We start from the raw sequence: 7,326 nt of genomic DNA on the forward strand, positions 1-7,326 counted from the left end.
AAACCGGTTTTGAACTAATATACAGCCGATATTTCCTAAAGTCTAAGCCGGCTAAGACCAGTTTTTGTTATTTACCTGAATTACAGAGCTAAAAAATAAAGTCCGGTCTGATTGATTTATCTTTTCATAACCTGACTTGAGAATTAACCTTCATAGGATTGAAGTTTGATTCCTATAATCTGGAGTGATTTCTGCCATATGCACAAAATGATATCGAGTTTGTCAACGATCACCACATCTTATCGGACATTAGCTTAATTAACTTAGAAGTAATTTGAGTGTCAAGCAAAAAGGAATGTGTAGGGCTGAGTTAATGATGCTTACAATTTTCTTGAAAACAGACCTCATTCTTGGCAAGTGGTTAGGAGAGAAATGCTTTTCTTCAGAGCAACTCATCCAACCTATAAAATTAATCTGTGCCTCTCAAGATTCTCCACAGATTTTAAGGGTATGCGGAATTTGCTTTAATCTTTCTAATTATTATTTATAGGAGGGAGGACTAATTTCCAGCCATTTGTCTATTTTATTAGAATATATTCCCTTTTTAGAATTTTATTCACCACCCGGACGAATTTATCCGAGCTTAATGCTTGAAGGGTATATATGTGCCAGCAGGTCTTTTCCGGCAATTTAGAATTGAGCTTTTTTCTTTTATTATTATTATTCATGAATTTTTCTCCTTTAAGTCGATCATCTTTTGTTCCTCTCAGAAAGATGAGCAATCTTTATGCCCAAGTCTGAAGAAGTCTTGTCACAACTTCCGCTTCCTTAATTCTCTCATTCACATTGTATTAAAAAGAATTAGATTTTATGGGTCTGCTCCGTTGGTAAATTTTCAAAAAAAGTATTGAGCCCCGGCGATATTCTATTGTCTGTCCCCCATACCCCCAATCCGATTTGGAGATTCGATTTTTTGTAAGTCAGGGGTAATTTTTATTTGTAATCAGAAGAGAGTTTTGCTATCTTTTCTGAAACCTGTATCCTTGGATCAACGTATGCAAAGAAAGAAGACATGGGTGACTCAGGATGACCAGGCTCTGGTCAAGGAAGCCCTGGAAGGTAATCAGAAGGCTTTCCAGCTTCTGATGGAGAAGCATAAAAATGCGGTTCAGCACGTCATTCTGAAGCTGGTTCGCAATTACGATGAGTCTCTGGATTTAGTGCAGGAAACCTTTGTCAAAGCTTTTAGCTCCTTGGCAACCTATAAAACTAAATATCGTTTTACCACCTGGCTTTACCGGATTGCGGCAAACAGCTCCATTGATTATCTGCGCCGGAAAAAAATTGAGGCTTTCTCCCTGGATCAACCCCGGAAAACAGAGAAAGGTGAATTCGAAATCGAGATCCCGGACCGAACATTTGACCCGGAAAAAGATTTTGATCTAAAGCAACGAGAGCTATCAGTGGAAGAGGCAATAGCCTCTCTTCCCAAAAGATACCAAGAGGTTATCCTGTACCGTCATAAAGAGGACAAATCGTATGAGGAGATAGCTTCGATCCTGCATCTCTCTGTGGGCACGGTTAAAGCCAGAATTTTCAGAGCCAGGGTACTGCTTAAAAAGAAACTTAAACATATGAGGTATTAATATTATGAAAAAAAATGTCTTATTAAAAATCTTGACCTGTGGGGCACTACTTCTCTTCTTTTCTACATTCCTGCAGGCAAAAGAATTCAGCTTCCCGCTACAGAAGGAATTCACTTTAGAGGAACCTCTATCCCTGGAAGTCGAAGATCCCAGAGGCGAGATTATTCTGGAATCGCATGATCTGAACAAAATCATAATCCAAACCACCAAAATAGTCGAAGCTAAGGATAGCAAGGAAGCAGAAGAGCTCGCTCAGAAAATTCGAATAGACATAGAAAAGGCTGGGGCTTTAGTTAGTATCAAGACTAAATACCAGAGGACTAACCGAGGTGGTTTCTGGGAAAGACTTTTCACCGGGAAAAAATCAGTGGAAGGATATGTGAGTTATCATATCTTCGTTCCCAAAGATATTCGTGAAGCAGATATCTCGGTAACCAGCGGAGAGATAAGGACTTTCTACCTTAAGGGAAAGCTGAATCTAAGTGCAACCTCCGGGGATATTGAGTTAGCAGGGGTTGAAGGAGAGATCCTTTCCTCTGCTACCAGTGGCAGTATTCAGGCCAGGGATTTAAAAGGTAAAATCAGCCTGGAGGGGACCAGTTCCGATATCCAGGTTAAAAATCTGGAGGGGGACCTGAGTATAGATTGTACCAGCGGAACAGTGAATATCGAAGAGTTTAAAGGCTCTCTTAAGTCCTCCCAGACCTCAGGAGATCTAGAAGGCAAAGGACTCAAAGGAGACATTAGCATTACCACCACCTCCGGGGATGTCTCGGTCGAGCAGACAGACGGGGGCCTGGATTTAAATTCCACCAGCGGAGATCTTGAAGCTAAAACTCAGATTGTGCCTTCAAGGAACTACTCCCTTAAAACTACCAGTGGAGTAGTTTATCTCTCCATCTCCAAAGGAGCACAGGCTGATCTGAAGCTTGAAACTACCAGTGGAGAGATAAGCCTAAATCTGCCGATGGTTTTGAAAACCGCTTCCCGCTATTCACTTTCCGGAAAGCTGGGTTCAGGAGGAGCGAAAATAGAAATAGAAACAGTAAGTGGAGATATAAGCATAGAGGAGTATTAAAAAAATGAATAAAATCAACAAATCATCAACCGTCTTGATTTTATCCCTTTTATTATTCCTTTTTTCCAGCGCAAACTTGTACGCTCAGGGAAAAAAGAAGACTTTTCCTGATACCACTGGTCAGAAGATCACCGAGATAAAAATAGGGGATCAGGGGATAACTATCAAGACCCAGGAAGGAAAGGAAATTAAGGAAAAACCAGGCGAGGTGGTCGTAGGCAAAGAGGGAATCAAGATAACAACCACAGAGCCTAAAGAGACTACCACTACTGAAATCAAGATCAAACTTGGCGGAAAAACTGCCACTGCTGTGGAACTGAACGAAGGTGACGTCGTTAAGTTCGGGAGGGATGTCACCGTGGAGAAAGGGGATACTGTGTCCAGAGATGTTGTATGTATTGGCGGTGACGTATATGTGAAGGGCACAGTTGAGGGGAATGTTGTTTCTGTTGGCGGAGATGTTTTCGTTTCCTCCACAGGAGTGATTGAGAAGGACGCTACGAGTATTGGAGGGGACGTAAAAAAGGAACCCGGAGCAATAGTCAGAGGCCAGACCCAGGGTTTAGATTTTCTTCCCGGCAGGTTCTTTGTATTTCACCCTGGCGCTTTCTGGAGTCGGGGGATCGGATTTCTTTTTACCATCCTGATGATCCTCTTCCTCTTTTTCCTGAGTATTATCTCACTGGCTTTAGTACCCAGAAATATTCAAAAGATAAAAGATGAGATCTCTCGCAATGCCTGGAAATCCGCCTTAATCGGATTCTTGGGTGAGATTTTGATTCTGCCGGTATTCATACTTTTGCTCATCACCATAATCGGTATACCAGTGGCGATCTTAATTCTTCCTCTTTTTATCCTTATAGCTATGATCCTGGGATATACTAGCGTCTCTCTTATAGTCGGAGAGAAGCTTAAACAGAACACCAATTTAAAACCCCAGACTCAGATGCTGACTTTAGCTTTAGGAATCCTAGCTGTGGAATTTATGTCATTATTTGCCAATTTCTTAAGGATTTTCTGTGGCATATTTTCCCCATTATGTGTGATTTTCGCCATCCTCGGTTTTATGATTACCTATGTGGTCTTCACCATCGGCTTTGGTGGGGCTATTTTGACCCTTTTAGGAACCAGACCTAAGGATAAGGCGGCCCCGATTACTCCCACCCCTGAGCCTGTAAACCCGCAAGTTTAAACAGACTCAATTATAATTTTTTTTTAAATTTTAGTTGCTTTTAGCCGACTAATATATTATAATATACGAGAGGCGGGTAATAATTTACACATAATTGCGCGACCTGGAAAGCAGGAGGTATGCAGCTGAAATTATTATTCAGATTTATACTCGTTGTAATTCTTACGTTTTTTTTCTATTTCCAGCTTGAAGCTACAATCGTCAATCAGTTAGCTTTTGACGCCACCCAAACACAATCCACTTATCCCTGGGATTTGAACCTGGAATCTGTTCTAACTGTATCCCAGACTTTCAGGCCAACTTCTGCCAGGTTAGATGGAATAGCGGTCTATCTGGATCGAATGGGATTGAGCAACTCGACTGATTCAGTCAGACTGCAGTTAAGGACTACAGATCTTTCCGGACGTCCCACCGAGGTGGTCCTGGCAACTGCCTGGGTAAAGATGACCGATATACCAGACGGGAATCTGGAATTGGGCGACCTGCAGCCGGATAACCTCACCCGGGGTTATCAAGTCTGGTTCATTTTCAACCAGCCTCTCTCCCTGAGTACTGATTCGACTTATGCTTTTACCTTAAATGCAAGAAGAACCGATTCTTCAAACCGGATCATATGTCTTTACGGAGCTAATGGATATGCTGCGGGAAACGGCTTTTTCAGAGGTTCATCCGGTAGCTGGGGCAGTCTGGACAGCGATTTGAATTTCATGACCATCAAGGACAAATATTCATTGATCGGGATAAGAAGACTCCCCTGGAATTATACTGGAGTAATGAGCATAGAAAGCGATCTAGATTATACCTCTGCTCCCAGCTATATAGATAGCCTGGGAAGATTCCTGCAAACGGATGCCAACATTGGTGGAAGATGGGGAAGGGGGGTAAATGGAAAAATTCCGGTTGGCAACCTCTGGTTCTGGAACGCCGGAAATGGCATAGCTGATAGTTTAGGTACCTTCGGTCAGAAAGTCCCCTTTTATTTCAATGGAACAGATACTTTGAGCCGTGCTCTTGGGGATAGTTTGGACCAGTGGATACAAAGAGGCTGGATTGCCAACGCACACACAGTTGGTCATACGGGATATAACAACGGAGGTCCAGGACTTGATTCCTCTCATGTTTTCAAAGCTCTAAGCTATATGCAAAACCACGGCCTGGAAAAAATCTATAAAGCCGGGGTATGGGTCAGCCATGATGGTAATTACATTAACACCGAGCAGTCTGGTGCGACCCCGGGAACTCCTTATTATCACGTGAATAAGACTTTTGCGCCGAAGAAATTCAAGTTTCTCTGGGATAGTGCTCTGCAGGAAAGCTGGTTCCTTTATCATTACGATATCCACACAAGAGTTGACAGCTTGAATGTCGCTCAGGTGATTTTCGATCCTCTTACCTTTCCAGATGGTGTGACCAGAACCTACAGATTCAAACGCAACGGGAATTGGAGCGCGGCTGTTCCAGAGCAGACTTATGCCTGGTTCAATAAAGCAATTGCTTCTTCAGTAGCCAACGATTGGCAGATCTATATTTATTATACTCACTTTGGGAAAAATAGCGGCTTGACCCCAACCAGCATAGATTCGATACGGGCGGTTCATCAGATAAAAGATAGCCTTGGCTTATGGATACCAAATTCCAAGGACATTTTAAACCAGCAGGCTGCTTCAGCCTTTGCCCAGGTAAGGGTAGAGAATATCAATGGTAAGAGAACCTTAAACATCACATCTTTAAAAGACTGGTCCTGGGGCTCTCATGTACCAGACCCGGAGGAACTTTATTATCTTACTTTTGATTGTTATGCTGCTGAAAGCTTGGATATAATGATCAACGGGACTACTAAATTAGAGGTACAGAAGGGTAAAGATTTCACCGAGGTTAAACCGGATTGGCAAGGGTGGGGGGACGTAAAGGTTCCGATGTACTGGTATGCTAAAAGCGATAGGAAATTCGACAAATTGATGGTGATTCCGGGAAAGGCTATACCGATCAATTATCCTCCTGTCCTTGATTCCATCAGAGCAAAGACAGTAAATGAAGGGCAAGTATTGGCCTTCAGGGTTCACGCCACTGATGCGAACGGGGACAATTTGATTCTGACTGCAACCCACCTTCCTCAGAATGCCACCTTTACAGACAGTGGTAATGGAGCAGGCTCATTCAGGTTTAATCCGAGTTACATACAAGCCGGGGTCTATAATGTTACCTTTTTTGCCAGAGATAGTTCAAGTGCGGTAGATAGCGAAGTAGTGGCGATAACGGTTATCAACGTAAATAATCCGCCGGTATTAGATTCGATCGGGGCAAAGAGTGTGAACGAAGGACAGGTATTGAGCTTCAGGATTCGTGCCACCGACACCAATGGTGACAGTCTGATTTTGAGTGCCTTAAATGTTCCCACCAATGCTGTCTTAACTGACAGCGGTAATGGGTCAGGTTCATTCACTTTCAACCCGAGCTATGCTCAGTCAGGAATATACAATGTAACCTTTATTGCCAGGGATACTGTAGGTGCGGCTGACAGTGAGTTAGTGCATATAACTGTTAATAATGTAAATAATCCGCCAGTGTTAGACTCAATTGGTCCAAAATCAGTTACTGAAGGCCAGGTATTGACCTTCAGAACTCATGCTACTGATGTAAATGGTGACCGGCTGATTTTGAGTGCTTTGAATATCCCTGCCAATGCCACATTCACGGATAGTACCAATGGAGCAGGTATTTTCAGGTTCAGTCCTGATTATACCCAGGCAGGAATCTATAATGCGACCTTTATTGCCCGAGATACCGTGGGTGCAGCTGATAGCGAGGTGGTGGCGATTACGGTAATAAGCGCAGGTAATCAAACGCCGGTTTTAGACTCTATCGGTCCAAAGAGTGTAAATGAAGGTTCTAATTTGACATTTAGAGTTTATGCCACTGATTTGGACCGGGATAGTATTGTCTTGAGTGCGACTGACTTACCTGCCAATGCTATCTTCAACGATAGTGGTAATGGAGCGGGTTTATTCACTTTCAATCCGAGCTATGTTCAGGCAGGCATTTATAATGTTACCTTTAAAATCACAGACCCGTATCTGGCAACAGATAGTGAAATTGTCCGGATAACTGTGAACAACATAAACAATCCGCCGGTATTAGACTCTATCGGAGCAAAAAGCTTAAACGAAGGACAGGTATTGACCTTCAGAACTCATGCTACTGATGTAAATGGTGACCGGTTGATTTTGAGTGCTTTGAATATTCCTGCCAACGCTACTTTCATTGACAGCACCAATGGAGCAGGCTCGTTTGTTTTCAGCCCGAACTTTACCCAGGCTGGAGTATACAACGTTACCTTTATAAGTACAGACACAGTGGGGTTAGCAGACAGTGAGGTAGTGGCAATAACCGTAACCAGTGCCGGGAACCAGGCGCCGATATTAGACTCGATCGGTCCCAGAAGCATTAATGAGGGTTCAAACCTAACTTTC

General features: G+C 43.0%; 5 protein-coding genes. 4 read left to right on the forward strand and 1 reads right to left on the reverse strand.

The window, feature by feature from the left end; all coding sequences use genetic code 11:
- Positions 1–518: 518 nt before the first annotated feature.
- Positions 519–668, reverse strand: coding sequence for a hypothetical protein (locus tag MUP17_03590; protein ID MCJ7458059.1), 150 nt, complete (start codon positions 666–668; stop codon positions 519–521).
- Between the two features lie 327 nt (positions 669–995).
- Between MUP17_03590 and MUP17_03595 the strand changes: the two genes are divergently transcribed.
- The 4 genes from MUP17_03595 to MUP17_03610 form a co-directional block, all read left to right on the forward strand.
- On the forward strand, positions 996–1,586 hold the full coding sequence (locus MUP17_03595) for a sigma-70 family RNA polymerase sigma factor (GenBank protein ID MCJ7458060.1): 591 nt from the start codon (positions 996–998) through the stop codon (positions 1,584–1,586).
- A 4-nt stretch (positions 1,587–1,590) separates the two neighbouring features.
- The gene (locus MUP17_03600; protein MCJ7458061.1) at positions 1,591–2,664 is read left to right on the forward strand and encodes a DUF4097 domain-containing protein; all 1,074 of its coding nucleotides are present in this window, start codon (positions 1,591–1,593) and stop codon (positions 2,662–2,664) included.
- Between the two features lie 4 nt (positions 2,665–2,668).
- Positions 2,669–3,856, forward strand: coding sequence for a hypothetical protein (locus tag MUP17_03605; GenBank protein ID MCJ7458062.1), 1,188 nt, complete (start codon positions 2,669–2,671; stop codon positions 3,854–3,856).
- A 119-nt stretch (positions 3,857–3,975) separates the two neighbouring features.
- Positions 3,976–7,326: tandem-95 repeat protein (locus MUP17_03610; GenBank protein MCJ7458063.1), on the forward strand; the 3,351-nt coding region annotated here is incomplete at its 3' end.

The sequence above is a fragment of the Candidatus Zixiibacteriota bacterium genome (genome assembly GCA_022865345.1).
GTDB lineage: Bacteria > Zixibacteria > MSB-5A5 > MSB-5A5 > RBG-16-43-9 > RBG-16-43-9.

Bases quoted from the DNA above. Each gene is read 5' to 3' on its own strand.
- MUP17_03590 (MCJ7458059.1), bottom strand. From the start codon at position 668: ATGAATAATAATAATAAAAGAAAAAAGCTCAATTCTAAATTGCCGGAA.
- MUP17_03595 (MCJ7458060.1), top strand. From the start codon at position 996: ATGCAAAGAAAGAAGACATGGGTGACTCAGGATGACCAGGCTCTGGTC.
- MUP17_03600 (MCJ7458061.1), top strand. From the start codon at position 1,591: ATGAAAAAAAATGTCTTATTAAAAATCTTGACCTGTGGGGCACTACTT.
- MUP17_03605 (MCJ7458062.1), top strand. From the start codon at position 2,669: ATGAATAAAATCAACAAATCATCAACCGTCTTGATTTTATCCCTTTTA.